The sequence below is a fragment of the Azospirillum sp. TSH20 genome (assembly GCF_003115935.1).
In the GTDB taxonomy this organism is placed as follows: Bacteria; Pseudomonadota; Alphaproteobacteria; order Azospirillales; family Azospirillaceae; genus Azospirillum.
Window position 1 is genome coordinate 32,790 of record NZ_LGQU01000046.1, and the last position, 25,152, is coordinate 57,941.

Here is a 25,152-nt window from a genome sequence, read left to right on the forward strand (position 1 = left end):
GCCACCCGCCGACCGCCTTTTCCCGTGCCGCGCATCCGAACCCACAAGGCTACGCGGCAACCTCGTTGATGCCCTGCATCAATGTCCGCAGCATGTCGCCGCTGAGGCGGTTGGACGTCACGCCGCCCGCCTGCTGCTGCGTGACGCCGCCATAGGCGGCCATCCGTTCCTGTTCCGACACATAGCCGTCCTTGTTGGTGTCCAGCGGGTCGTAGCTGGTCGTGCCGCCCGCCGACGCGGTGCTTCCCGAAGACGAGGCAGAGAACGTTGCCGGCGCGCCGCTGCTGCTGTCGGACGTGCTCTCCGAAGCGCTGGCCGTGCCGCTGTCGTTGGCGGGCGGCGGGGGAGGCGGCGGCGGGCGGTTGGCGTCGGCCTCCTTCAGCGCGCTGCTCAGCTCGTCCTCGGAAATCGATCCGTCCTCGTCGCTGTCGAGGCTGCTGAACAGCGACGAGGCGTCGGTGGACGACTGGCCGGCGGAGGTAAGGGCGGAGGTCAGCTCGTCGGTGCTGATGCCGCCGCTGCTGTCGCTGTCCAGGCTGGAATAGAGGTTCTGCGCGAATTGCTGCTGCATCGCGCTTGCCTGCTCCTGCGCCGCCAGCAGGGCGCTGCCGTTGCCATAGTCGAACTGGCTGGAGAAGGAGCTGAACTCCGTCGCGCTGAGCGAGCCGTTCTTGTCGCTGTCCAGGCTGCCGACCAGACTGTCGACCGCCGAGGACAGCTTGTTGCTGTCGGACGCGGCGGAAGTGCCGCCGAGCGCACCGAGAAGCTCGTCCTTGGACAGCGACGAATCGCTGTTGGCATCCGCCTTGGAGAAGAATTTCTGGAGCGTCGCCGCGCTGCTGGAACTGCCGAGGGAGGAGATCATGGCCGGATGCCCCCGTAAGGTGCCGTCGTGATGGTCAAGATACGCGGGGCGCGGCCGGACTCCTGCGCTGGGGCGACGCAAAAAAGATTGGATTTGCATTAATTCTTCGGGGGGCGGGCGACGTGCCCCAAAAAGCGCATAGCGAGGTTGGGTGTGCTGCGGTGGCGAAGAGGGGGGCACCTCCTGTATGGTCGCGCCGAAGGTCCATTGCTCCTGTTTGCCAGCCCCTTTCGCCCTTCCTGCAAATCACCGATCCATATCAAGGTGAGCGATGATCCGGCGTGTGCGTTTCCTTCCGCTGATGGTGGCCCTGGCCACGCTGATGGTTCCCGGCTGCATGCCGTACCAGCGGATTCCGAATCCGCCGACCGTGCGCACCGCGCCCGATACCGGGGCGGGGCTGGAACCGATCTATGGGGAATGGCAGGTGGACAAGCCGACCCCGTTGCGCGCCCAGCCGTCCGCCGGTGCGGGCGTCGTCGCCACGCTGGGGGCAGGGCAGGCGGTGACCACGCTGGGCCGGGTGCGCAACAGCGATTGGGTGGCGGTGAAGGCCGGCGGGTCCACCGCCTATGTCCGGCTGCATCTGCTCAGCCTGAAGAGCAACACGCCGCGCGGCAGCCGCGGCACCTCCACCACCCTGGAGAAGCCGGTCGACAATGCCGGCCCGACCATCAAGGCCGCCCCGCGCAGCAAGATCGGCGTCACGCCCATCGGCAATTGACCTGAGAGGTCGGCGGACCTTCGGGCAATCGGTCACAGGACAAGACAGGAGTCGCAGACTCCCCCTCGACATGGCTCCATGATAGAACATATCAGGAACATATGCCTGTCGAGCGGAGCCGAGTCATGCCTGTCCTGTCGTCCCCTTCCCCGTCCGCGGAGCCTGTGCCGCGCGATCGTGCCGGCGTGCTGGCCGACCTGCGCGCGCGCATCCGGCGGATCGAGGGGGCGGGCGGGGAGGGAGGGAGAATTTTGCCGTTCGGGATCGACCCGGTCGACAGCCATCTGCCCGACGGCGGGCTGCCGCTGGGCTGCCTGCATGCGGTGGCGGCGCAGGATCCGGGGGCGGGCACCGGTTTCGCCGCGGCGCTGCTGGCCCGGCTGGCAACGCCGAGAACGCCGGTGCTGTGGATCCTGCGCGGGCGCGACCTGTATGCCCCGGGGCTGGCTACCTATGGGCTGACGCCGGACAGGCTGGTGGCGGTGCGGGCGGTGCGGCCGGTCGATGCGCTGTGGGCGATGGAGGAGGCGCTGCGCTGCTCCGCCCTGTCGGCGGTGCTGGGCGAACTGGAGGGGCTGGACCTCACCGCCAGCCGGCGGCTGCAGCTCGCCGCCGAGTCGTCGGGGGTGACCGGCTTCCTGCTGGACGTGAGCGCGGGTTTGGGTGCGTCGGGTGGACGCAACCGGCGGGCGGAAGGGCTCAGCGCCGCGGTGACCCGCTGGCGCCTGGATGCGGCACCCAGCCTGGATGGGGAGGAGGATGCGGCCCCGCGCCCGGCCGGAGGTCCGCCGGGGCTGGGAAAACCACGCTGGTCCGTCGCGCTGGAACGGTGCCGGGGCGGGCGCCCAGGGCACTGGACCCTCTCCTGGGACGGGGAGGGCTGGCGCGACGTGGGGAAAGAGGATGGAAGCGGCCTTGGGCAGGCCGCGCGAAGCGACTCGAGGCTATGGCCGGCCCGGCACTCGATAGCCTCGCATTCGATGGCCCTGGACTCGATGTCCGACAACCGACAGGGTCGCTTGTCGGATCACCGCAAACCGGCTATCGCGCGCTGAGTGCCGAGTCAGTAGTTGGTGGCCCAGTCAGGCTCGCGGCGGGCGGGCTGCTCCGACCCGTCCGGCTCGGTCATCCAGCGCGGGTCATCCGCGTCCAGTGGGGCGTAGAGCGGCAGCTGGCGGGCGAATTCCGCGTTGTCAGCATCGCGGCGCTGCTTCAGCAGGCGGTCGGCAAGGTGGGCGGGCAGCATGGCAGGTCTCCTTCTGAGCGCCGGATGGCACCGCGGATCAGCCTGACTAAGGCCGGTCCTGGCCCACCCGTCGTTCCTGTTTGCCTGGATAATAACTACGCAAGTTCCAGGCCAGCTGTTAAGCGCGTCACACGAGTTCCATGACACACGACTAAGTCTCTACAAACGGTTTATACGAAGCCACTCGAACCCACATGAACCGGTATGACACGAGGGACACTGTCGTACACGCCGTGGCGGCCATCGCCCTTCGATCGGGCATCGCCGCCGTCCCGTGTGAGATGTGTTCCCTTCCGTGCCGTTCCAACCCATATTCGGGGCCAATCCTCTTCAAGGAATGCGTACCTCCCATGCACAGCGCCCCCGTACCCGATTCTTGCCCGACCTGCCTAAAACCTAATCATCTGTGCGTTTGCGAGGCAGTGCAGCCGATCGACAACGGCGTGTTCCTGCTGATCCTGCAGCACCCGCAGGAGAAGCGGGAAAATCTGGGCACCGCCCAGATCGCCCATCTGCAGTTCGCCAACTCAATGGTGAAGGTCGGGCTGAGCTGGCCGGGGCTGAAGCGCATCCTGGGGCGGGAGGTCGATCCCAAGCGCTGGGGCGTGCTGTATCTCGGCCCGGTGAAGGACGGCGGCGCTCCCCGGCCGGAGGTGGCGGTGGTCGACAAGGACGGCCAGCCGCTCCGCGACAGCGCCGACATCCTGGAGGATCTGGAGGGCGTCATCGTCCTGGACGGCACCTGGAGCCAGGCCAAGACCCTGTGGTGGCGCAATGCCTGGCTGCTGAAATGCCGCCGCATCGTGCTGAACCCGCAGTTCCGCTCGCTCTATGGGCAGGCGCGCAAGGAGCCGCGGCGCGACAGCGTCTCCACCCTGGAGGCCGGCGCCTTCCTGCTGTCGCGGCTGGAGGGTGACCAGACCATCATGGACACCGCGCTGAAGCCCTTCTCGCTGCTGCTGAAGAAGCTGCGCACCCGCCGTCCGCGTCCGACGCCGCCAGCGGCCGGAGAGGACGCCGGCCCGGCCGTTTCCGACGGCGATGGGGGCGACGAGGCCTGAGGGTCTTATCCGCCGCTGCAACCAACCGGCGGCCGCGCCGTTGTAACGGGTGAGAGGGCCGGCGCCGGCCGGCCGGATCGCCCGTTGCAACGACGGAAGGAGAGGCTTCGTGCGCGGTATTCTGCTGTGGCTGGTCGGCATTCCGATCCCCGTCATCCTTCTGCTCTACCTGTTCAACATTCTTTGACCTGACCGCCGGGTTGACGGCGCTGCGGCGCCGGGTGCCAAATACGGCTCCCCAGCCCTCCGTTTCCTTCCCTCCGCAATCGAACGAGAGAATGATGGCCAGCGATTTCGTGCCTTTCGGCCTGACGGTCTGCGGTCTCAGCGAGCTTTGCAATTTCGGCGGCGGCAAGGTCAGCCACGTGCTGTCCATCCTCGACCCCGAGATGACGGAGCCAAGCGAGTTCGGCGATTACGGCGAGCATGAGCGGCTGGAACTGCGCTTCCACGATGTCATCGAACCGACCCGCGGCCAGATCGCGCCGGAACGGTCGGATGTGGAGCGCATCCTGGCCTTCGGCCGCGACCTGCTGGCCGAGCCGGTGGATTGCCGCCATCTGCTGGTCCACTGCCATGCCGGCGTGTCGCGGTCCACCGCGGCGCTGACCATGATCCTGGCCCAGGCGCGCCCCGACCTTCCGGCGGCCGACGCGGTGGGGACGGTGGTGGGCATCCGCGCCCAGACCTGGCCCAACCTGCGCATGATCGAGTTCGCCGATGACATCCTCGGCCGCAACGGCGACCTGATCGCCGCTGTCCGCCAGCGTCACCGCACGCTGGGCAAGCAGCGCCCGGAACTGGTCCAGTTCATGATCGACAATGGCCGCATCCGCGAGGTCGAGGATCTGATCGACTGAGAAGGGATGCGGTCCTTCGGAGTTTCACGTCTTTCGGCCGTCATTCCCGCGAAGGCGGAAATCCAGTCGCTTCAGCCGCTTGATTGCGGGGTTTCCCGGATCCCTGCCTCCGCGGGGATGACGGCGGATAATCGGCCCTAAAAACTCACCGTCCTCAATAGCCTGCCGACTGCTGGCCGCCGAAGACGCCCTTCGCCCAGGCGCCGATGCGGTGGCGCCACTGTTCGTGCCAGATATAGACGCTGCCCTTGACCCAGTTCATCTGGATCGCGCGGCGCTGGCCTTCGAAGGGATAGTGGCCGTGCCAGGAGGTGTCGCTGCGGCGGAAGCACATCAGGGTGCCTTCCTCCGGCGGGACCTCGGCGGCGTAATCCTCCAGGTTCTGGGAGCGCAGGATGCGCAGGCGGCCGCCGGTCGCCTCCCAGGGCGGATTCATGTAGATCAGCACGGTGATGACCTTGCTGGCCGAATCCGGATGGATCTTGCCGTCGGTCGGCCGGCACATGCCGCGCGCCGTGAACATGGTCGGATACTTCGACAGATCCAGATCGAACTTGTCGGAGAAGGCCTTGCAGACCTCCGGCCCCTTCAGTTCGCCGATCAGCCGGTCGAAGCTCGGCCCCTGCGGGAAGACGCCCAGCGGGATCGAACCGGGCTTGTCGACCTTGGGATAGTCGCGGTGCAGCTCTTCAAGAAACTCCCGCTTCACGAAACCCGGAACGCACAGGAAATCATAGGGATCGTGCTGCAGGGGGGTGGCGCGGAATTTGTCCAGATCAAGCATGGACATGGGTACGGAACTCCCAAAGAGCGTGCCGACGATGGCTTTGCCCCCCAAAACCGGCGTCACTTAACCACGACGGAAGTTTTATGCAACAGGTTTGTCAGGGAAGCACAATTCTTGCCGTGCCCGCCATTCGGGGCCGACATAGTTGACGATAATCGATTTACGCACACCGTCGATCGGACGTTTCTCGAACCCATGCCAAGTATTGCTTCCGGGGATGAAGATCAGCCCCTCGTTGAAGGCGTAGGGCGCGCGGGCGACGACCGTCCGGCTCTCGTCCAGCACGTCGGTGCCCCAATGCGAGCAGTTCGGCCCCTTCGAGAGATAGATCAGCATCGTGTATTTCTTGACGCCGATGTCGGTGTGCGGCTCCAGCCAGAAGCCGTCGGTATCCTGGCAATATTCGATGCGCAGGCTGGTGCCGGTCAGGTCGACGTTGCAGGTCTTCTGGATGGCGTCCACCACCGGGCGGCTCTGGAAGGCCTGGGCCACCGTCTCGCACACGGCATATTTGGCGCGGTTTTCCTCACCGAAATAGGTGCGCGACGCGTTGTTGGTCTCGCGCTTGCCATAGGTGTCGGACACCGGGGGCGGACCCCAGGGCAGGTCGGCGATGGCGTCGGCGGACTCCTCCGGCAACGCCTCGGCCAGCAGCCAGTGATTGTACGGCTGGTCGAACGGCCGGCTGTTTTCCAGGCAACGCAGGAAGGAGGCGGAAACGGCGTCGGGGGTGGTCATGGCGGCGAAGTTCCGGATGGAAGGACGGCCCCGGACCGTGCTTTTCGGAGACGGCCGGTTCGCCAGCGCTTATGGCATGACCCACGGCGGAACTCCGCACCCAAACCGGTCTTACCAGCGGGGTGCGCGCATTGGTCGCGCCGCACCCCGCCGGCTTGTCGTTACAGACCGAACCGCTTGCGGTGGGCGGACAGGCGGCGGCGCACCTCGTCGGCCACCACCTCCGTCTCGTTCAGCGGCGGATAGCTCCACTGGTCCAGCGAGCCGTCGAAGGGCCGGGTGATGCCGTCCTGGTACAGCCCGTCATGGAAGGCGCGGAACTTGGGCGATCCGCCCTCCAGCTCGATCACGTAGACCGGCTTGCCGGTGGAGCAGGCCTCCGACGTCATCGACACGCTGTCGCAGGTCACCACCACCGCATCCGCCAAACCGAGATAGGCGAAGTAAGGGTTCTCGCCGTTGCCGTCCCACACCTCCGCCGGCAGGCCGGACAGGCGGGCGCGCAGGATCGCCTCGTTGTCGGCGCCGGTGCGGCGCGACGGGGTGACCATCAGCCCGGCGCCGTGGGTGCGCGTCAGGTTGGCCAGCCTCTCGGCCACGTCGCCCATGATGGTGGGCGTCAGGCGGTAGACGCCGTTGTCGCCGCCGATCAGCACGGCGATGCGCGGGTGCGGCAGATGGGCCAGCTTTGGTGCGAATCGCTCTGCCGCGTCGGCCAGGATGGCGGGCGTCACCCGGTGCAGGGCGCCGCGGGTCACCAGCACATTGTCGCCGCGCAGCTTGTCGTGACGCGGCACGACGACGAGGTCGAACTGGCGCGGGTTCATCACCGGATCCTGGATCTGGACGGTGAAGGTCCGGCCGCCCGACTGGCGGCGCACCGCCAGCGAGACGGCGATGGACTGCCTCCCGGTGCCGATCAGCAGGTCGGGCCAGGGCGGTTCCACCGGATCGCCCTTCGGACCGGCGGCGAAGCGGTTGCCGATGCGCCAGTAGGGGGTCAGCTGGCGCCAGGGCGTGCGCAGGTGGACGCGCTTGACGACCGGCGTCAGGCCAAGCGACTCCGCCAGGCCGATGCACTGGTTTTCCATGCCGGCCTTGCCGTCCGACACCACCCAGCAGGTCAAAGGTTGCATGAGAACTCGGATCGTTGTGGCTGCGAAGGGGATTGCGGCGAAAAGACCGTTATCCGGGTTGCTCGCCCTTGCGGGGGTTTCCGTCTTGGCGTAGACACCATGCCCGTGTAATATCCTTTCTCCAAATCACCCCCGGAGCGACCGAGTAAAACCATGCGGCGGGTCAAACTCGACCGAATTGACCGTCGGATTCTGCGCGATCTGCAGAACGACGGCCGGATGACCAATGTGGAGCTTGCCCGACGTGCCGGCATCTCCGCTCCGCCCTGCCTGCGCCGCGTCCGCGCGCTGGAGGAGGCGGGATTCATCCGTGGCTACCACGCCGACGTCAACCCCGATGCACTGGGATTCGGCGTCACGGTGTTCGCCCAGGTCGGCCTCAGCAGCCAGGCCGAAGCGGACCTAAAGAAATTCGAGGAGCTCGTCAACAGCTGGCCGCTTGTTCGTGAGTGCAACATGCTGGCCGGCGAATATGATTTCGTCCTGAAGATCGTGGCGGAGGACTGGGACGACTACCAGCGCTTCCTGACGACCAAGCTGACGGCGGCCCCCAACGTCGCCCATGTGAAGTCGGCCCTGTCGATCCGCACCAGCAAGCACACCCCCGGCGTTCCCATCGACGTCGATTCGCCCGACATCCCGGAAGGGACCGAGGACGACGAGGACGAGGATTTCGTCGAGGACGAGGCCGAGACGCCCGCCCGCGCCACCCGGCGCTGAGCGGGGTCAGGGGCTCGTTTTATAGGGAAGATGCGGCGAGCGCCTGGAGCAGGCCCGCCGCCGCTCCCCCCAGCACCACCCAGTGGATCGCCATGTCGCGGCGGGTCAGCGCATAGAGCGCGGCCAGCATGATCGCCCAGGTCCAGATCATGTGCCCGGCCGTCTGGCCATCCAGCAGCAGCACAGCCACCCCCAGATAGACTCCCAGGTTCAGGATCACCCCCACCACCGCCGCGGCGATGGCGGCCAGCGCCCCCGTGGCCAGACGGTTGTGGATCAGCCGCTCCACATAGGGTGCGCCGGCGAAGATGAACAGGAAGCAGGGCAGGAAGGTGACGTAGGTCGTCAGCGCCGCCCCCAGCGCTCCCGCCAGCGCCGGCGACAGCGCGCCCGGCCGGTTCCAGCCGGCGAAGAAGCCGACATATTGCGTCACCAGGATCAGCGGCCCCGGAGTCGTCTCGGCCAATGCCAAGCCGTCGACCATCTCGCGCGGGCTCAGCCAGCCATAGACATCCACCGCCTGCCCGGCGATGTAGGGCAGCACGGCATAGGCGCCGCCGAAGGTGACGAGGGCGGCCTTGGTGAACAGCGCCGCGACGCCGCGCCAGGGATCGCTCCCGAAGGCCAGCAGGATTGCCCCGACCGGAACCAGCCACAGCAGCACGAACAGGCCCGCAAGGGCCGCCAGCCGGCCGCGTCCCGGCGCCGGCTCCACCGGGCCGGCATCGCCGTCGGCCAGCGGATGCGGGTGTGCGAACCAATGGCGGCCCATGCGTGCCGCCACGCCGCCGACCACCGCCGCCGCGCCGATGACCAGCGGGAAGGGCAGGTGCAGCGCGAACAGCGCCAGGAAGGCGGCACCGGCCATGGCGACGGCCGCCGGCCCCTTCAGCGTGCGGCGGCCCATCCGCCAGACCGCGGCGGCGATGATCGCCACCACCGCCGGTTTGATGCCGTCGAACAGCGCAGCGACCGGTCCGGCGTCGCCATGGGCGGCGGCGATCCAGGACAGGGCGAGCAGGACCAGCGCTCCCGGCAGCACGAACAGCCCGCCCGCCACCAACCCGCCGCGCACGCCATACATCCGCCAGCCGATGTAGGTGGCGAGCTGCTGCGCCTCCGGTCCCGGCAGCAGCATGCAGAAGTTCAGCGCGTGCAGGAACCGTGTCTGGTCGATCCAGCGGCGGCGGTCGACCAGTTCGCCCTGCATCATCGCGATCTGCCCGGCCGGCCCGCCGAAGCTGGTCAGCCCAAGCCGCAGCCAATAGAGGCAGAAGGCGCCGAAGGGCGGGGTGGGGGAGCGGGATTCGGATTCGGTCATGTCCCGCACCCTAGCGCAAACGTCGCCGCAAGACAGCCGCCGCAGGAGAGCCCCCGCAGGAGAGTCATCGACACCGATCCTGGTGGTGGAGACAATTGCGGGCCGCCCATGGTCTTCCGCATCGCGGAGGATTAATATTGCAACCGCGAGCGCCGCCGTCGTGGCCGGCGCCGGACGTCGGGGACGTTGCAGAATGAAGGCTTCCGCCCGCGGTCGCGCGGCTGTGTTGGGCGCGGCGCTGTGTGCCGGTGTCGGGGTGATGGTTCTTGGGCAATTGGTGCTGGCGGGGCCGGCGCAGGCCGCCGTCGGCGTCCATGCCGAGGAGATCGTGCGCTTTCCCTCCGCCGACGGGGATCTGACCGGCGGGGCGCCGACGATGCTGAGCGGCCGGCTGCTGCGCCCCGCCGGCAACGGTCCGCATCCGGCGGTGGTCATGCTGCATGGCTGCGGCGGTCTCTATGCCCGCAACGGCCGGGTGTCGCCGCGCCATGTCTGGTGGGCCACCCACCTGCAGCGGCAGGGCTTCGAGGTGCTGATGGTCGACAGCTTCGGCCCGCGCGATGTGGAGGAGGTCTGCACCACCGCGCTGAAGGATCGCACCGTCCGCGCCACAATGGAGCGCAAGCGCGACGCCTGGGGGGCGCTGGCCTTCCTGCGCAAGCGGCCGGAGGTCGATCATGAGCGCATCGGCCTGATCGGCTGGTCGCAGGGCGCCAGCACCGTGCTGGCCGCTTATGGCGCCGGCGAGGATGGGCCGGCCGGGACGGAGGAGGGCGGCTTCCGTGCCGCCGTGGCCTTCTACCCCGGCTGCAAGGCGCCGTTGAGCAACGAGGATTGGCAGCCCGACGGTCCGCTTCTGCTGCTGGCCGGCGGCAAGGACGATTGGACGCCGCCGCAGGCCTGCATCGATCTGGCCGGCCGCGACGGGGTCAAGGACAAGGTCGATCTGGTGGTCTACCCCGACGCCTATCATGGCTTCGATGCGCCGGACGCCCCGGTGCGCAAGCGCCAGGATCTCGCAACCGCTCCTGACGGCACCGCCCATGTCGGCACCAACGAAGACGCCCGCTCGGATGCGATCCGGCGGGTGATGGAGTTTTTCAAAGAGAAGCTTGGGGGGTGAGGGGGGCTTTATCTTCCCTCTCCCGGGGGCGGGAGAGGGAAGATCAAAACCTCAACGGAACTCGACCGAAACGATCTCGTACAGCTTGGAGCCGCCGGGGGTGGAGACCTCCACGCTGTCGCCGACGGCCTTGTTGATCAGGGCGCGGGCCAGCGGCGCCTGGATCGACAGAAGGCGGTTCTTGATGTCGCTCTCGTCCTGGCCGACGATCTGATAGGTCGTCTCCTCGTCCGTGTCCTGGTCGGCCAGGGTCACGGTCGCACCGAACTTCACGGTGTTGCCGGTCAGCTTGGCCGGGTCGATGACCTCCGCCCGGCTGATCTTGTCCTCAAGCTCCAGCACGCGGCCTTCAATGAAGCTCTGACGTTCGCGCGCCGCGTGATACTCGGCGTTTTCCGAAAGGTCGCCATGTTCGCGGGCTTCCGCGATGGCTTTGATGACCGCCGGGCGTTCGGTGATCTTAAGGTGCTTCAATTCCTCCTGGAGGCGGTTGAAGCCCGCCGCTGTCATCGGAACTTTTTCCATGTTCGGTCCATCACCGCTTGCAGTCGTTCGACCTGTCCAAAGCGACATCAAGGACGAAGACGGCGCGGAGGAGGTCCGCCGCGCCGTCGTCCGTCCTTAATACGATCCGCTAAGGTACGACTGCAACGGGGCGACTTCAAGGCTGCCGTTCCGGAGTGCGGCAATCGCTTCCACTGCCGCGCGTGCTCCCGCCACGGTGGTGTAGTACGGAATGTTGTAGGTCAGCGCGGTGCGACGCAGGCTGAAGCTGTCGGCCAGCGCCTGGGCGCCTTCCGTGGTGTTGATGACCAGATGCACGTCGCCGTTGATCATGGCGTCGACGATGTGCGGTTGGCCTTCCACCACCTTGTTGATGGTCTCCGCCGGCACGCCGGCATCGCTCAGCACCCTGGCTGTCCCGGAGGTGGCGAGGATGCGGAAGCCCATCTCGTGCAGCTTCTTGGAGATCACCGCCAGCGCCGGCTTGTCGTGGTCCTTGACGGAGACGAAGACGCTGCCCTTGACCGGCAGGGTGACGCCGGCGCCGAGCTGCGCCTTGGCGAAGGCGAGCGCGAAGTTGTGGTCGAGGCCCATGACCTCGCCCGTCGACTTCATCTCCGGACCCAGCACGATGTCGACGCCGGGGAAGCGGGCGAAGGGGAAGACCGCTTCCTTGACCGCGGTGTGCGGCGGGGTCGGGCCGTTCAGGGTGAAGGAGGACAGCTTCTCCCCCGCCATGACGCGGGCGGCGATCTTGGCGATGGCGGTGCCGGTGGCCTTGGCGACGAAGGGCACCGTGCGGCTGGCGCGCGGGTTGACCTCCAGGATGTAGACGGTGCCGTCCTTGACCGCGAACTGCACGTTCATCAGCCCGACCACCTTGAGGGCGCGGGCGAGCGCGTCCGACTGGCGGTTGATCTCGGCGATGGTGTCGGCGGGCAGCGTGTAGGGCGGCAGGGCGCAGGCGCTGTCGCCGGAATGGATGCCGGCCTCTTCGATATGCTCCATCACGCCGGCAACATAGACGTCGGTGCCGTCGCAGACGACGTCGACGTCGACCTCGATGGCGTCCTGCAGATAGCTGTCGATCAGAACCGGGTTCTTGCCCGACACCTGCACGGCGGTGCCCATGTAGCGTTGCAGACCGGCCATGTCGTGGACGATCTCCATCGCCCGGCCGCCCAGCACATAGGACGGACGGATGACGACCGGGAAGCCGATCTTGGTCGCGACCGCCTCGGCCTCTTCCAGCGAGCGGGCCAGCCCGTTGGCCGGCTGCTTCAGGTTCAGCTCATGCAGCAGCTTCTGGAAGCGCTCGCGGTCCTCGGCCAGATCGATGGCGTCGGGCGAGGTGCCCAGGATCGGGATGCCGGCGGCCTCCAGCGCGGCGGCGAGCTTCAGCGGGGTCTGGCCGCCGAACTGCACGATGCAGCCCAGGACGTTGCCCTTGCGCTGCTCGACCCGCACCAGCTCCACCACGTCCTCGGCCGTCAGCGGCTCGAAATACAGGCGGTCGGCGGTGTCGTAGTCGGTGGAGACGGTCTCCGGGTTGCAGTTGACCATGATGGTCTCGATGCCGGCCTCCTGCAGGGCGTAGACGGCATGGACGCAGCAATAGTCGAACTCGATGCCCTGGCCGATGCGGTTCGGACCGCCGCCGAGGATGACGACCTTCTTCGCTTCGGTCGGCTCGGACTCGCACTCGGCTTCGCCGGTCCCGTCGGTCTCGTAGGTCGAGTACATGTAGGGGGTGGCCGACGCGAATTCGGCGGCGCAGGTGTCGATGCGCTTGTAGACCGGGGTGACGCCGGCCATGCGCCGCGCTGCGGCGACCGCCGCCTCGCTGGTCTTGGCCAGTTCTGCCAGACGGGCGTCGGAGAAGCCCATCTGCTTCAGCTTCAGCCAGCCGGCCTTGTCGGTCGGCAGGCCGCCGTCGCGGATCGCCGCCTCACGGTCGGTGATCTCCTTGATCTGCTCAAGGAACCACGGGTCGTACTTGGAGACGGCCTGCACCTCGTCCACCGAGAAGCCGTGGCGGAAGGCCTGGGCGATCACCAGCAGGCGGTCGGGCGTCGGGGTGGCCAGCGCGCCGCGGATGGCGGTGCGGTCCGGGTTCTCCTCCCCGCCGATCTTCAGCTCGTTGAAGCCGGTCAGGCCGGTCTCCATCGAGCGCAGCGCCTTCTGCACCGACTCCTGGAAGGTGCGGCCGATCGACATCGCCTCGCCCACCGACTTCATCGAGGTGGTCAGCAGCGGCTCCGAGCCCTTGAACTTCTCGAAGGTGAAGCGCGGCATCTTGGTGACGACGTAATCGATCGTCGGCTCGAAGCTCGCGGGCGTGGTGCCGGTGATGTCGTTGGTCAGTTCGTCCAGGCGATAGCCGACGGCCAGCTTGGCGGCGATCTTGGCGATCGGGAAGCCGGTGGCCTTGGAGGCGAGCGCCGAGGAGCGCGACACGCGCGGGTTCATCTCGATGACGATCAGGCGGCCGTTGGCCGGGTTGACCGCGAACTGCACGTTCGAGCCGCCGGTGTCCACGCCGATCTCGCGCAGCACCGCGATCGAGGCGTTGCGCATGATCTGGTATTCTTTGTCGGTCAGCGTCAGCGCCGGGGCGACCGTGATCGAGTCGCCGGTGTGGACGCCCATCGGATCGATGTTCTCGATGGAGCAGACGATGATGCAATTGTCGGCGCCGTCGCGCACGACCTCCATCTCATACTCCTTCCAGCCCAGCACCGATTCCTCGATCAGCACCTCGCCGACCGGGCTGGCGCGCAGGCCGCCGCGCACGATGTCCTCGAACTCCGCCCGGTTGTAGGCGATGCCGCCGCCGGTGCCGGCCAGCGTGAAGCTGGGACGGATGATCGCCGGCAGCCCGACGAACTCCAGCGCGTCCATCGCCTCGTCCAGCGTGCGGACCATGCGCGACTTCGGCGACTCCAGGCCCAGCTTGTCCATGGCGTCGCGGAACAGGATGCGGTCCTCGGCCTTGGCGATGACGTCGCGCTTGGCGCCGATCATCTCAACGCCGAGGCGCTCCAGCGTGCCGTCGTCGGACAGCGCCATCGCCGTGTTCAGCGCGGTCTGGCCGCCCATGGTCGGCAGCAGGGCGTCGGGACGCTCCTTCTCCAGGATCTTGGCGACGACGGCCGGGGTGATCGGCTCGATGTAGGTGGCGTCGGCCAGACCGGGGTCGGTCATGATGGTGGCCGGGTTGGAGTTGACGAGGATGACCCGATAGCCTTCCTCGCGCAGCGCCTTGCACGCCTGAACGCCGGAATAGTCGAACTCGCAAGCCTGTCCGATGACGATCGGACCCGCGCCGATGATGCAGATGGATTTGATGTCGGTGCGTTTGGGCATGGGTCCGCTTCTCTGAAGTGTGGTCAGCCGAAAACCCCCCGGCGCCGGGGGACCGGAGACGGAGAGCGGGGATGGGCATGTCGTGCAAGGCCCCCTTATAGGGGGTTCCGGGCCGGGGGGGAAGGGGTGGCATGGATGCCACCCTCGCATGACTGAATCTCGGGCAGGACAGTTCCGGCCCATGCGGCCCTTGAACCGATGGGGAAAGGGACGCATCAATTCCCATTCTCCCGTTTCGCATACCCTTTGGAGATACGCCCCGATGAGCCACGCATTCGCCAAGGACAGCCGCGCTTGCGCCGCCTGCGTCTCGTGGGGCGGGGAGCGCGCGCTGTCGGAGGACAACACGCTGGTGTACGTCGCCCGCCACGGGGTGGAGGGCGAATGCCGCACTGCCAGCAGCCAGGACTACCGCCGCATCACCAAGGGCTATCACACCTGCAGCGCCTGGGCGCCGCTGCCGATGCTGAAGAAGCATGGCGGACGGATCGGCCACACGCCGGCGGGACAGGCGCACACGCTGGTCACCGCCGCGGCCTCGCGGCCGGTGCCTCCCGTCTCCCAACCGGTGCCGGCCGCCGCCGCCTTCGCCGACGCGCCGGTCGCGACGCCGGTGCTCGACGTGCCGCCGCCGCCCTGCCGGGCCGACCCGATCGACGTGGAGCAGTCGCCGCAGGTGCGGGTGCTCTACACCCACTGGCTCCGGCTGAAGCGCAAGCGCCGCATGCCGCTGGCGACCGAGATCGACACCGCCCAGGTGCGCGAGAGCGTGCCGCGCATCGCCCTGATGGAGCCGACCGCCGACGGCAGCGATTTCGTCTACAAGTCCTGCGGCCGCGCCCTGCAACGCCGGCTGTCCGAACGGCCGACGACGCGGCGGGTGACCGACTGCCATCCGGAGCAGGCGGCGAAGCGCTGGTTGTCCGACCTGCGCGCCTGCCTGGAGAGCGGCGAGCCGCGCTGCCTGCTGGTGCGCGACGACCCGATGCTGCCGGGGGCGAAGTTCGTCGAACTGCTGCTGCCGCTGGCCGATGTCGAGGGTGGTCCGGCGACGCGCGTGCTGGCCTACCGTCATGTGCCGGGCGGCTAAGGAGCGGCGGCGATGGACGAGGAGTCGAAGGGAGAAGGACCGGGGCCGGAGATCGTCGGCGTCTGGCCGGCGGCGGTGTGGATCATCGTCGGTGCCGGGCATTACCTGAACGACCCCGACCATTTTGCCGGCTGGAAGGGAGCGCTGTACTTCGTGCTCGGCACCGGGGTGGTGGCGCTGGTCGGCGGCATCGCCAGCCTGTCGGCCCGCCGCACCGTCGGCGGCATCCAGGAGCGCCTGCTGAAGGAGGTCCGCCACCGCCGCGACCTGACCACCTGGGCCATCGCGCTGGGACTGCGCGGACTGGTGGGCTTGGGCGAGGCGGTGCTGGTGACGCTGCTGGCGCTGTCGGTGGTGGCGATGCTGGGGTAAGTGGGGGCATTCGAAGTCGACACGTTTCCCGTGAAACGCAAACAGCCCCGCTCCTTCCGGAGACGGGGCTGTTTCCTTACTCAAACGCTTACTTCTGGCTGGTCTTCATGCTCCAGCCCGGCTCGACGCCGTGCATGTCGGGCAGGCGGTGGGCGATGCCCTTGTGGCAGTCGATGCAGGTGTTCTCGCCGGTGAACAGATAGGTCTCGTGCATCTTCGCGGCGCGCGGGTTCTGCTTGGTGATGTCCATCGAATCGGCGCTGTGGCAGTTGCGGCATTCCAGCGAGTTGTTGTTCTTCAACCGCGCCCATTCGTGCTCGGCCAGTTCGCGGCGCTTGTCGAGGAACTTCTCGCGGGTGTCGATGGTGCCGAAGATCTTGCCCCAGACCTCCTTCGACGCCTGCATCTTGCGGGCGATCTTGTCGGTCCACTGGTGCGGGACGTGGCAGTCCGGGCAGCTGGCGCGCACGCCAGAGCGGTTGGTGAAGTGGATGGTCTGCTTCAGCTCCTCATAGGGATTGTCGCGCATCTCGTGGCAGCTGATGCAGAAGGCTTCCTTGTTGGTGGCCTCCAGGGCGGTGTTGAAGCCGCCCCAGAAGACGACGCCGGCGATGAAGCCGCCCAACGTCAGAAAGCCCAGGCTGAAATGGACGCTGGGACGGGCGAACAGCCGCCACAGGCACAGCACTGCGTCACGGATTTTCATTTCTGGCCGCCTTGGGCATGGCCCAGGACCGAGTCGAAGTCTTGGAAGCTGTTGGGAACGATCGGCTGGGCGTCGGTCTGCGGCACATGGCACTGGGTGCAGAAGTAGCGGCGCGCCGCCACCGTGCCCAGCGTCTGGCCGTCACGATCCTGGAAATGGGTGACCGACAGCATCGGCGCCTGCGAGCCGGCCGTGTTGCGGCGGTCGTGGCAGGTCAGGCACTTGTTGATGTTCAGGTCGATCTGATAGTCGCGGATGGCATGCGGGATCAGCGGCGGCTGGTCGGCGTAGTTGCGCACGCGCTTCTGGTCGTCGGTGATCTCGCGGTGGGTCGCCTCGGCCGGCACGTCCAGCGTGATCGGGTGGTTGGTGGACGGGACCTTGATCCCCCCCACGGTGCCGGTGGCGTTGGCGGTGACGGCGGGCTTGTCGGCGGCCACGCCGCTGGTGGCGACGCCGATGGTCAGGGCCGGGATGCCGGCCAGCAGGGCCAGCGCGGCAATCAGGAAACGGGTCTTCATGATGCCGACACTCCTCAGGCGTTCACGACGGGCGTGATCTTGACCGCGCATTTCTTGTAGTCGGTCTGCTTGCTGATGGGATCGGTGGCGTCGAGCGTCACCTTGTTGATGAGGACCGTCTGGTCGAAGAAGGGAACGAAGACCAGGCCGCGCGGCGGCTTGTTGCGCCCGCGCGTCTCGACCCGCACCCGCACCTCGCCACGGCGGGAGGTGACGCGCACCTCCTGGCCGCGCCGGACGTTCAGCTCCTTGGCGTCGTCGGGGTGCATGAAGACCACGGCATTCGGGAAGGCCTTGCGCAGTTCGGGAACCCGCATGGTCATCGAACCGCTGTGCCAATGCTCGATCACGCGGCCGGTGCTGAGCCAGAACGGATAGTCGGCATCGGGCGCCTCGGCCGGCGGCTCGTAGGGCAGGGCGAAGACGTTGGCCTTGCCGTCCTTGTTGCCGTAGAAGCGCATGCCCTCGCCAGCCTTCACATACGGGTCGGAGCCTTCACGGTAGCGCCACTTGGTCTCCTTGCCGTCCACCACCGGCCAGCGCAGGCCGCGTTCCTGGTGGTACTGGTCGAAGGGCGCCAGATCGTGGCCATGGCCGCGGCCGAAGGCGGCATATTCCTCGAACAGGCCCTTCTGGACGTAGAAGCCGGCTTCCTTGGCCTCAAAGTTGTTGTAGTTCGAGTCGAGGTCGGACAGCGGGAAGCGGTCGACCTGACCGTTGCGGAACAGCACGTCGTAGAGGGTCTTGCCGCGCAGCTCCGGCTTCTTGTTCAGCAGCTCTTCCGGCCAGACCTCTTCCACGGTGAAGCGCTTGGAGAACTGCATGATCTGCCACAGGTCGGAACGTGCGCCGTCCGGCGCGTCGACCAGCTGGCGCCACAGCTGGGTGCGGCGCTCGGCGTTGCCGTAACCGCCCTCCTTCTCCACCCACATGGCGGTGGGCAGGATCAGGTCGGCGGCCAGCGCCGTGACGGTCGGGTAGGGATCGGAGACGACGACGAAGTTCTCCGGGTTGCGGTAGCCGGGGAAGGTCTCCTTCGCCGTGTTCGGGGCCGTCTGCATGTTGTTGTTGCACATGACCCAGTAGGCGTTGAGCTTGCCGTCCTTGAGCATGCGGTCCTGCTGGACGGCGTGGTAGCCGACCTTGTCGGGGATGGTCCCCTCCGGCAGCTTCCAGATCTCCTCGGCGTGTTTGCGGTGCTCTGGGTTGGTCACCACCATGTCGGCGGGCAGCCGGTGGGAGAAGGTGCCGACCTCACGCGCAGTGCCGCAGGCCGACGGCTGGCCGGTCAGCGAGAAGGGACCGTTGCCGGGCTGCGAGATTTTGCCGGTCAGCAGGTGGATGTTGTAGACGAGGTTGTTCGCCCAGACGCCGCGGACATGCTGGTTGAAGCCCATGGTCCAGAAGGACACGACCTTCACCTTCGGGTCGGCGTACAGCTCGGCCAGCGCCTCCAGCCGGTTCTTCGGCACGCCCGACAGCTCGTGCGCCTTGTCCAGCGTGTAGGGTTCGACGAACTTGGCGAACTCGTCGAAGCTGATCGGGTCGGAGTCGTTGGCGTTGGCGGCGTTCTTCGCCTTCTTCTCCAAGGGGTTGTCGGGACGCAGGCCATAGCCGATGTCGTCGCGGCCACGCTTGAAGTTGCAGTGCTTCTCGACGAATTCCTTGTTCACCCGGCCGGTCTTGATGATGTGGTTGGCGATGTAGTTCAGGATCGCCAGGTCGGAACCGGGGGTGAAGACCAGGCCGATGTCGGCGAGGTCGAAGCTGCGGTGCTCGAAGGTGGAGAGGACGGCGACCTTGCAGCCGGGGTGGCTGAGGCGGCGGTCGGTGACGCGCGTCCACAGGATGGGGTGCATCTCCGCCATGTTGGAGCCCCACAGCACGAAGGCGTCGGCCTGCTCCATGTCGTCGTAGCAGCCCATCGGCTCGTCCATGCCGAAGGTGCGCATGAAGCCGGCCACCGCCGACGCCATGCAGTGGCGGGCGTTCGGGTCGAGGTTGTTGGAGCGCAGCCCGGCCTTCATCAGCTTGGAGGCGGCATAGCCCTCATAGATGGTCCACTGGCCGGAGCCGAACATGCCGACGGCGGTCGGACCCTTCTTCTTCAGGGTCTCCTTCCACTTCTGCGCCATGATGTCGAAGGCGGCGTCCCACGTGATCGGCTCGAACTCGCCGTCCTTGTCGAACTTGCCGTCCTTCATGCGCAGCAGCGGCTGGTTCAGCCGGTCCTCGCCATACATGATCTTCGACAGGAAATAGCCCTTCACGCAGTTCAGGCCGCGGTTCACCTCGGCCTTCACGTCGCCGTGGGTGGCGACCACGCGGCCGTCCTTGACGCCGACCATCACGCTGCAGCCGGTGCCGCAGAAGCGGCAGGGGGCCTTGGACCAGTTCAGCTTGGCGCCTTCACCGGTCAGGATGTTGGCGGCGGATGCGGGCAGCGAGATTCCGGCCGCCGCGGCGGCGGCAGCGGCGGCTTGCGCCTTCAGGTATTCGCGGCGGGACAGGAACATGGCAAGGAGACTCCAGTCTTGGAGGAAATTCGGTCGGAAGAGCGGATGCGGCGCGCCCGGATGGCGGTGCCGTCAGGCGGCGTCGATCGCGTCCGCGGGTTCATAGTGGTGGTAGACCATGGTGGTGCTGTGCACGCCGGGGACGGCGTTCAGCACGGCGATGCGGTCGACGACCTCGGCCGCGCTGGCGGTGACCAGGGTCACCACCGCCTTGCCGTTCTCCGCCGCGCACCACTCCAGCCCGGCAACGGAGGCCGCCGCCTCGCGCACCGCGTCGGTGCGGTCGGGGCTGTGCTGGATGACGAGGCTGGAGATGTGGACTTCGGGGGCGCGGGGCATGTCGGGGACTCAGTGGGTGAGGAGCTGGTACATCCAGATCGAGAAGCCGTAGGCGGAGACGGTGCCGACGGCAATCACCGGCCAGACCAGGAATGCCAGCGACAGGAACATCAGCCCTTCGGCTCGGCGGGTCGGGGCCGGCGCGGAGTCGGTCGCCTTCCGGTCGGACGGATGGGACAGGACGGGGGAGGGGATGGGCCTCATGGCGGCACTCTCGGGCAGAGCGGGAATGGATCGGGCGGGAACGGTTTGAGCCGGTCGCGGCAACCAGTCCTTCTGGTTGGTCCTTAGGTACCGGTTTTCGGCCCTGAGTATCGGTACTTTCCGGTGGACTGGAATTGATACAGGTCAAGCGGAGCCGTACACGCCCTGTGACGGAATGGCGCCTTGCGCCGTGCGGGCGCTCCGGCCCCGGCTGCGCTAGACTGGCGTCGAGGGCATGAACCGGAGGCTCCGGTCTGCGATAGGATGGACCATGGATTTGCTGCGCTCCTACTGGTCGTCGGCCGAACTGGTGACCAACGGCTTGATTCTCCTTCATCTTTTAGGGGCTTTGGCGGTCGGGCTGCTGCTGGGGTACGAGCGCAGCTATCACGGCCGGGCGGCCGGGATGCGGACCTATGGGCTGGTCTGCCTGGCGTCGGCCGCGCTGACGGTGGTCAACGCCTACCCGTCGATGTGGTATGGCGGCATCGGGACGCAGGGGGCGGCGCAGGGGGCGGCGCTGGCCGGGGATCCGACGCGGGTGATCCAGGGCATCGTCACCGGCATCGGCTTCCTCGGCGCCGGGGTCATCATGCGCGAAGGGCTGTCGATCCGCGGCCTGTCCACCGCCGCGTCGATCTGGGCGACCTCGGCCATCGGCATCATCATCGGGCTCGGCTTCTATGCGGCGGCCGTCGCCGGAGCGGTGCTGTCCATCCTGGTGATGAGCCTGCTGCGGCCGATCGAGCGCCTGCTGCCCCACCAGTCGGTGGTCCATCTGATGCTGGTTTTCCCCCGCGACAAGGCGCCGCCGCCCGAGGCGTTGCGGGCGCAGGCCAAGGCGCACGGGTTCGAGGTGATCGACTGGGCCTTTCACCTCGCCAGCGGCAGCGGCCAGTTCGAATGCCAGCTGGTGCTGCAGGGAAAGGGCGACCCCGATCCGATGGCGCTGGTCGGCGCCCTCGCCTCGACCGACGCCGTCGTCGAGTTCAGGCTGTCCCCCTCGCGCATCTGAGCCGGTCTAAAAAAGCACGGAAATTCAGGAAGACAAAATGCATACCAGCTTAATCTTTTCCTAAAACTTTAGCTTTATCGATGCCTTACGATGACGACGGACTTGAACAACGGCCGTGAGGACGGAAGCGGGAAAGGCTGTTTGCCGGCCCGGCGGACCGTCGGCGCCACACGCGACGCGGCTCCCGCGGCTTCGATGTCCGTTCGTCTTCGCCGGATCGCAAGGCTGTTCGTCCTGCTCTGGGCGGCCCTGCCGTGGTTCGCCGGTGCGGCGCATGCGGCGGGAGCGGCCATGGAGCCATTGCTGCTTGGCCCCACCACCACCAGCGCGACTCTGGCCGGCCATTTCGCCCGGCTGGTCGATCCCGACCGCAAGCTGGACTTCGCCGAGGTTCTGAAAGCCGATGCCGACGGCGGGATGGAGCCGCGGGAGGATTTCCGCGGCGCCGGCCAGACCCGCGATATCCATTGGTACCGCTTCGACCTGATGCGGGCACCCGGCGCCCCGGCGGACTGGCTGCTGGAGATGGGCGAAGCCTATATCGACCATCTCGACCTGTTCATTCCAAAGGCCATGGGGCCAAAGGCGACGGCAGCAGCAGGACGGCCGCAGGAGCCCGCCGCCTATCGGCTGGTCCGGCTGGGCGATTTCGTTCCCTTCAGCCAGCGGCCGATGAAGACCCGGCTGCACGCCCTGCCTCTGACCCTGCCGGAGGGAAAGCCGGTCTCGCTTTATCTGCGTGCCGATTCGGTCAGCGCCATCCGTCTGTCGGCGCGGGTGTGGGCGCCCGCCGCCTATATCGGCCACCAGACGACCGATCTGCTGTTCCAGGGGCTTTTCCTGGGGGTGCTGGGCATTCTGGTCCTGGGCTATGTCGCGCTGGGCCTGCTTCTGCGCGACGGGGCGCTTCTGGCCTACACCGGCTATGTCGCCACCGTCTTCTGTTACTACCTGTTCGCCAACGGCATCGCCGCCACCCTGCTGCCGGACCTGCCGGGCTGGTTTATGAACATGATGGTGGGCAGCAGCGGTTTTCTGGGCTTCGCCGCGGCGCTGATCATGTGGGTGTACATCCTCGATCTGCGGACCCGCGCACCCTGGCTGCGCCGCTGTTACCAGGGGCTGGCGCTGCTGGCCCTGCTGATGCTGCCGTCGACGGTCTCTCCGCTCTATACCCTGACCAACCCGATCGTGACGGTGTCGGCGCTGATCGTGGTGGTGGTCGCGTTGGTGCTGACCGCGCGGATGGCCTGGCTGAACCGCGATGACCCGACCCCGCGCTTCTATCTTGCCAGTACGCTGATCTCGCTGTGCGGTCTCCTGCTGACGCAGATGTCGCTGCGCGGCGTCCTGCCGGCCGATTTCGCCGTCGCCGATCCTTACCAGATTTCCTCGATGCTGGCGGTGCTGGTGCTGGGCACCGGTCTGGCCCTGCGCATCGGTCGGTTGCAGACGGAGCGGCTGCGTGCCCGCGAGGAGTCGGCCTTCGCCACCAAGCGGGCGGAGGAACAGCGCAGCTTCGTCGCCATGCTGTCGCACGAATTCCGCACCCCGCTGGCCTCCATCGACAGCGCCGCGCAGATGATCGAACTGTCGGGTGCGGTGGAGGCGCCGTCGGCGCTGACCCGGCTGCAGCGCATCCGCAACACCACCCGCAAGATGGCGGATCTGGTGGAACTGTTCCTGTCCGCCGACGCGCTGGACCAGGGCGCGCTTGCCCTGAAGCCGGAGCCGGTGGTGCTGGGCCAGCTGTTGGAGGAGGTTCGGGCCGGACTGACGGGGACGGAGGCGGAAGAGCGTCTGGAGTTGTCGGTGGAGGCCCCCGACCGCGCGCTTCTGGCCGACGCGCCGTTCCTGGGGGTGGCGATCGGCAATCTGGTACAGAACGCGCTGCGTTACTCGCCTCCGGACACGCCGGTCCGGGTAAGCGCCGGCGATGATGGGGGCGGCATCGTCATCCGCGTCGCCGACCAGGGCCGCGGCATGAGCCCCGACGAGGTGGAGCGCATCGGTTCGATCTATTTCCGCGCCTCGTCCTCGCGTGGGACCAAGGGGTCGGGGCTGGGGCTCTACATGACGCAGAAGATCGTCGCCGCCCATGGCGGAACCCTGACGGTGGAGAGCGTGCGCGACGAGGGCTCAGTCTTCACCATCAGGCTGCCGGACGGCGGCGCTCAATTGCCGGTTCCCGGCAGGCTCGCCGCGCAATAGCGGCGGCGGTTCAGTAAAGCGACTTTGGAATACGCTCCGCCAGCGAGCGGTCATAGGCGTCGCCGCCCTCGCGCCCGGCACTGGCCTCCGCCAACAATGCGCCGGTCGAGGGCAGGTCGCTCCGCGGCACCTGGGCCGCCGGATCCCAAAGGCGGGAGCGCAGCAGGGCGCGGGCGCACTGGAAGAACACCGTCTCGATGGTGACCACCAGCACCGACTTCGGCGCCTTGCCGTCGACGGCGAAGCTGCCGCATAGCGCGGGATCGGTGTCAATGACCGCGCGGCCGTTGACGCGCAGGGTTTCGTTCAGGCCCGGCACCAGGAACAGCAGCCCGACCCGCGGATCGGCGAGGATGTTGCGCAGGCTGTCGATGCGGTTGTTGCCGCGGCGGTCGGGGATCAGCAGCGTGCGGTCGTCGGCCACCCGGACGAAGCCCGGCCCGTCGCCGCGCGGCGAGGCGTCCAGCCCGCCCTGCCCGCTGGTGGCGAGGATGAGGAAGGGCGACGCCTCGATCAGCGCGCGATAGCCGGGGGTCAGCGCCGGCACCTCCTTGGCGATGGAAGGGCCGGCCGGCTCGCCATAGAGGGCTTCAAGGGTGGCGAGATCGGTGATGAGGCGGCTCATTTCGACTCCAGCAGGAAATAGACGAAGTCGATCGACGGCGCATCCAGCCCGAACTGGCTCAGCAGTGTGTGCGCCTGCCCACGATGATGGGTTTGGTGATTGAAGATATGGGTGACGATCTGAGCGAAAGGCAGCTCATAGGGCGTGCCGGCCATGCTGCGGTAGGAGAGGACCGACTCGAACCGCTCGGCCGGAGTCGCGGCGACGACGCGCAGGATGCGCTCGTCCTCCGCCTCGCGGGCGGCGCGCAGGCCGGCGAAGTCATCATAAAGGATTTCGTCGAGCGACGACGGCTTCGGCCCGCTGCCCTCGATCCGCTCCAGCCACACCCGGTCGGCGACCAGGATGTGGTTCAGCGTGCCGCGGAGCGAGCCGAAGAAGGCGCCGCGATCCTCGCGAAACTGGGCGTCGGACAGCTGGGCCGTCACCTCGTACAGGCGGCGGTTGGCCCAGCGGTTGTAGCGGGCGAGGGTCTCGAAATGGGGCTTGGGGTCCATGAGAAGCCTCTTACGGGGGAGAGAGGATCAAACCCCCGCGCGCTTGGCCGACAGGCCGGCGTGGGACAGCAGGACTTCGCGCTTGCCCTGGTGGTTGGCGGGGCCGACCACACGCTCGGTCTCCATCCGCTCGACCAGACGGGCGGCGCGGTTGTAGCCGATCTGCAGCTGGCGCTGAATGAAGCTGACCGACACCTTGCCCTCGCGGACCACGAGGTTGACGGCCTGCATGTAGAGGTCGTCGCCGGTCGCGGCCGAACCGCCCTCCTCGTCCTCCACCGCGGCGGTTTCCTCCTCCTCCTCGGTGATGGCGGTGACGTAGTTGGGGGCGCCCTGGGCCTTGACGTACTGGACGATCTCCTCGACCTCCGAATCGGAGACGAAGGGGCCGTGAACGCGGGTGATGCGGCCGCCGCCCTGCATGTACAGCATGTCGCCCTGGCCCAGAAGCTGTTCCGCCCCGGCTTCGCCCAGGATGGTGCGGCTGTCGATCTTGCTGGTGACCTGGAAGCTGATGCGGGTCGGGAAGTTGGCCTTGATGGTGCCGGTGATGACGTCGACCGAGGGACGCTGCGTCGCCATGATCAGGTGGATGCCGGCGGCGC

The 25,152-nt window shown here is 67.4% G+C and carries 26 protein-coding genes; 10 read left to right on the forward strand and 16 right to left on the reverse strand.

The genetic code is table 11. From position 1 onward, the window contains the following. Window positions 1-49: 49 nt before the first annotated feature. On the reverse strand, window positions 50-865 hold the full coding sequence (locus TSH20_RS13400) for an EF-hand domain-containing protein (RefSeq protein ID WP_158281991.1): 816 nt from the start codon (window positions 863-865) through the stop codon (window positions 50-52). 283 nt (window positions 866-1,148) lie between these two features. Between TSH20_RS13400 and TSH20_RS13405 the strand changes: the two genes are divergently transcribed. Continuing rightward, complete coding sequence (locus tag TSH20_RS13405) at window positions 1,149-1,589, forward strand: SH3 domain-containing protein (RefSeq protein ID WP_247874471.1); 441 nt, start codon at window positions 1,149-1,151, stop codon at window positions 1,587-1,589. A gap of 125 nt (window positions 1,590-1,714) precedes the next feature. Then, window positions 1,715-2,644, forward strand: coding sequence for a hypothetical protein (locus TSH20_RS13410; RefSeq protein ID WP_247871553.1), 930 nt, complete (start codon window positions 1,715-1,717; stop codon window positions 2,642-2,644). A gap of 8 nt (window positions 2,645-2,652) precedes the next feature. Here TSH20_RS13410 and TSH20_RS13415 read toward each other — a convergent pair whose 3' ends face one another. Next, entirely contained in the window at window positions 2,653-2,835 is a 183-nt protein-coding gene (locus TSH20_RS13415) for a hypothetical protein (RefSeq protein ID WP_109075215.1), read from the reverse strand. 422 nt (window positions 2,836-3,257) lie between these two features. Between TSH20_RS13415 and TSH20_RS13420 the strand changes: the two genes are divergently transcribed. Both TSH20_RS13420 and TSH20_RS13425 read left to right on the forward strand, forming a co-directional pair. Next, window positions 3,258-3,896 carry a tRNA-uridine aminocarboxypropyltransferase gene (locus TSH20_RS13420; RefSeq protein WP_247871554.1) on the forward strand — a complete coding sequence of 213 codons (639 nt, stop codon included), beginning with the start codon at window positions 3,258-3,260 and terminating at the stop codon, window positions 3,894-3,896. 278 nt (window positions 3,897-4,174) lie between these two features. After that, window positions 4,175-4,756, forward strand: coding sequence for a protein-tyrosine-phosphatase (locus TSH20_RS13425; protein WP_247871555.1), 582 nt, complete (start codon window positions 4,175-4,177; stop codon window positions 4,754-4,756). Window positions 4,757-4,910: 154 nt separating this feature from the next. On the opposite strand, the gene TSH20_RS13430 is transcribed toward TSH20_RS13425, so the two are convergent. The 3 genes from TSH20_RS13430 to TSH20_RS13440 all read right to left on the reverse strand — a co-directional run bounded on the left by TSH20_RS13430 (window position 4,911) and on the right by TSH20_RS13440 (window position 7,417). After that, window positions 4,911-5,546: a 2OG-Fe(II) oxygenase gene (locus TSH20_RS13430; protein WP_109075217.1), complete on the reverse strand. Its 636-nt coding sequence runs from the start codon at window positions 5,544-5,546 to the stop codon at window positions 4,911-4,913. Window positions 5,547-5,624: 78 nt separating this feature from the next. Beyond that, on the reverse strand, window positions 5,625-6,281 hold the full coding sequence (locus TSH20_RS13435; RefSeq protein ID WP_109075218.1) for a 2OG-Fe(II) oxygenase: 657 nt from the start codon (window positions 6,279-6,281) through the stop codon (window positions 5,625-5,627). Window positions 6,282-6,442: 161 nt separating this feature from the next. Continuing rightward, complete coding sequence (locus tag TSH20_RS13440) at window positions 6,443-7,417, reverse strand: mitochondrial fission ELM1 family protein (protein ID WP_109075219.1); 975 nt, start codon at window positions 7,415-7,417, stop codon at window positions 6,443-6,445. A gap of 153 nt (window positions 7,418-7,570) precedes the next feature. On the opposite strand from TSH20_RS13440, the gene TSH20_RS13445 reads away from it, so the two are divergent. Beyond that, entirely contained in the window at window positions 7,571-8,137 is a 567-nt protein-coding gene (locus tag TSH20_RS13445; RefSeq protein WP_012972884.1) for an Lrp/AsnC family transcriptional regulator, read from the forward strand. Between the two features lie 19 nt (window positions 8,138-8,156). Here TSH20_RS13445 and chrA read toward each other — a convergent pair whose 3' ends face one another. Continuing rightward, on the reverse strand, window positions 8,157-9,458 hold the full coding sequence (chrA, locus tag TSH20_RS13450; protein WP_109075220.1) for a chromate efflux transporter: 1,302 nt from the start codon (window positions 9,456-9,458) through the stop codon (window positions 8,157-8,159). Window positions 9,459-9,651: 193 nt separating this feature from the next. On the opposite strand from chrA, the gene TSH20_RS13455 reads away from it, so the two are divergent. Then, window positions 9,652-10,581, forward strand: a complete 930-nt coding sequence (locus TSH20_RS13455) for a dienelactone hydrolase family protein (RefSeq protein ID WP_109075221.1) — start codon at window positions 9,652-9,654, stop codon at window positions 10,579-10,581. 51 nt (window positions 10,582-10,632) lie between these two features. On the opposite strand, the gene greA is transcribed toward TSH20_RS13455, so the two are convergent. Continuing rightward, on the reverse strand, window positions 10,633-11,106 hold the full coding sequence (gene greA, locus TSH20_RS13460; protein WP_085090382.1) for a transcription elongation factor GreA: 474 nt from the start codon (window positions 11,104-11,106) through the stop codon (window positions 10,633-10,635). A 96-nt stretch (window positions 11,107-11,202) separates the two neighbouring features. After that, on the reverse strand, window positions 11,203-14,451 hold the full coding sequence (gene carB, locus TSH20_RS13465) for a carbamoyl-phosphate synthase large subunit (RefSeq protein ID WP_109075222.1): 3,249 nt from the start codon (window positions 14,449-14,451) through the stop codon (window positions 11,203-11,205). Window positions 14,452-14,713: 262 nt separating this feature from the next. Between carB and TSH20_RS13470 the strand changes: the two genes are divergently transcribed. Further along, window positions 14,714-15,541 carry a hypothetical protein gene (locus tag TSH20_RS13470; RefSeq protein ID WP_109075223.1) on the forward strand — a complete coding sequence of 276 codons (828 nt, stop codon included), beginning with the start codon at window positions 14,714-14,716 and terminating at the stop codon, window positions 15,539-15,541. A 12-nt stretch (window positions 15,542-15,553) separates the two neighbouring features. Then, complete coding sequence (locus TSH20_RS13475) at window positions 15,554-15,913, forward strand: hypothetical protein (RefSeq protein WP_109075224.1); 360 nt, start codon at window positions 15,554-15,556, stop codon at window positions 15,911-15,913. An 88-nt stretch (window positions 15,914-16,001) separates the two neighbouring features. Here the strand turns inward: TSH20_RS13475 and TSH20_RS13480 are convergent, their stop codons facing one another. From TSH20_RS13480 to TSH20_RS13500, 5 genes are all read right to left on the reverse strand, one after another. Beyond that, on the reverse strand, window positions 16,002-16,619 hold the full coding sequence (locus TSH20_RS13480; protein WP_109075225.1) for a NapC/NirT family cytochrome c: 618 nt from the start codon (window positions 16,617-16,619) through the stop codon (window positions 16,002-16,004). Then, complete coding sequence (locus TSH20_RS13485; protein WP_199232079.1) at window positions 16,616-17,140, reverse strand: nitrate reductase cytochrome c-type subunit; 525 nt, start codon at window positions 17,138-17,140, stop codon at window positions 16,616-16,618. Before TSH20_RS13485 ends, TSH20_RS13480 begins: the two co-directional genes overlap by 4 nt. Window positions 17,141-17,154: 14 nt before the next feature. Then, window positions 17,155-19,656 (reverse strand): nitrate reductase catalytic subunit NapA, encoded by a 2,502-nt coding sequence (napA, locus tag TSH20_RS13490; protein ID WP_109075227.1) that lies wholly within the window; start codon window positions 19,654-19,656, stop codon window positions 17,155-17,157. 72 nt (window positions 19,657-19,728) lie between these two features. Then, complete coding sequence (locus TSH20_RS13495; protein WP_109075228.1) at window positions 19,729-19,995, reverse strand: chaperone NapD; 267 nt, start codon at window positions 19,993-19,995, stop codon at window positions 19,729-19,731. Between the two features lie 9 nt (window positions 19,996-20,004). Further along, window positions 20,005-20,199, reverse strand: coding sequence for a periplasmic nitrate reductase, NapE protein (locus TSH20_RS13500; RefSeq protein WP_109075229.1), 195 nt, complete (start codon window positions 20,197-20,199; stop codon window positions 20,005-20,007). A gap of 271 nt (window positions 20,200-20,470) precedes the next feature. On the opposite strand from TSH20_RS13500, the gene TSH20_RS13505 reads away from it, so the two are divergent. Together TSH20_RS13505 and TSH20_RS35680 are read left to right on the forward strand one after the other, a co-directional pair. Then, the gene (locus TSH20_RS13505; protein ID WP_109075230.1) at window positions 20,471-21,214 is read left to right on the forward strand and encodes an MgtC/SapB family protein; all 744 of its coding nucleotides are present in this window, start codon (window positions 20,471-20,473) and stop codon (window positions 21,212-21,214) included. A gap of 195 nt (window positions 21,215-21,409) precedes the next feature. Beyond that, window positions 21,410-23,425, forward strand: coding sequence for a sensor histidine kinase (locus TSH20_RS35680; RefSeq protein ID WP_247882833.1), 2,016 nt, complete (start codon window positions 21,410-21,412; stop codon window positions 23,423-23,425). Between the two features lie 10 nt (window positions 23,426-23,435). Here TSH20_RS35680 and TSH20_RS13515 read toward each other — a convergent pair whose 3' ends face one another. The 3 genes from TSH20_RS13515 to TSH20_RS13525 all read right to left on the reverse strand — a co-directional run. Then, a complete protein-coding gene (locus TSH20_RS13515) occupies window positions 23,436-24,050 on the reverse strand; it encodes a pyridoxamine 5'-phosphate oxidase family protein (protein WP_109075232.1) in 615 nt (204 codons plus the stop codon). Then, the gene (locus TSH20_RS13520) at window positions 24,047-24,547 is read right to left on the reverse strand and encodes a DinB family protein (protein ID WP_109075233.1); all 501 of its coding nucleotides are present in this window, start codon (window positions 24,545-24,547) and stop codon (window positions 24,047-24,049) included. The genes TSH20_RS13515 and TSH20_RS13520 overlap by 4 nt, the downstream gene beginning before the upstream one ends. Before the next feature lie 27 nt (window positions 24,548-24,574). Next, window positions 24,575-25,152, reverse strand: a 578-nt coding sequence (locus TSH20_RS13525; protein ID WP_282183571.1) for a DNA translocase FtsK, incomplete at its 5' end; no start/stop codon positions are given.